The organism is Mesorhizobium sp. GbtcB19 (assembly GCF_019091085.1).
Taxonomy (GTDB): domain Bacteria; phylum Pseudomonadota; class Alphaproteobacteria; order Rhizobiales; family Rhizobiaceae; genus Mesorhizobium.
In genome coordinates this window covers 1-231 of sequence record NZ_JAGXJY010000604.1, presented here as the reverse complement: position 1 = coordinate 231, position 231 = coordinate 1, and the positions used below count along the sequence as shown (strand labels likewise).

1 pseudogene is annotated in these 231 nt (G+C 69.7%); it reads right to left on the bottom strand.

The window, feature by feature from the left end:
- Positions 1-231: pseudogene (locus KVT37_RS33175) on the bottom strand (thiolase family protein); the annotation flags it as partial.

Sequence of the window (231 nt, the reverse complement as noted above, 5' to 3'; positions counted from 1 at the left end):
CCCCACCGCGCCGTTGGCGCCCCCCCCCGACGACAAGGGACATGCCACCCGCAAAGTCCGGCTGGCCGAAGCCGAGCTGGCCGCCATGCGTGTTGGGCGGCTTGTCGCCTTTGTGGGACAGGTCGTGGTCGTTGAGCCAGGCGCCGAACTGCCCCGGCGCGCAGGGGCCGGCACCCTTGATCGTCGTGGCGCCCATGTTCGTGTAGCAATCGTACAGCGACAGCAGGTCCA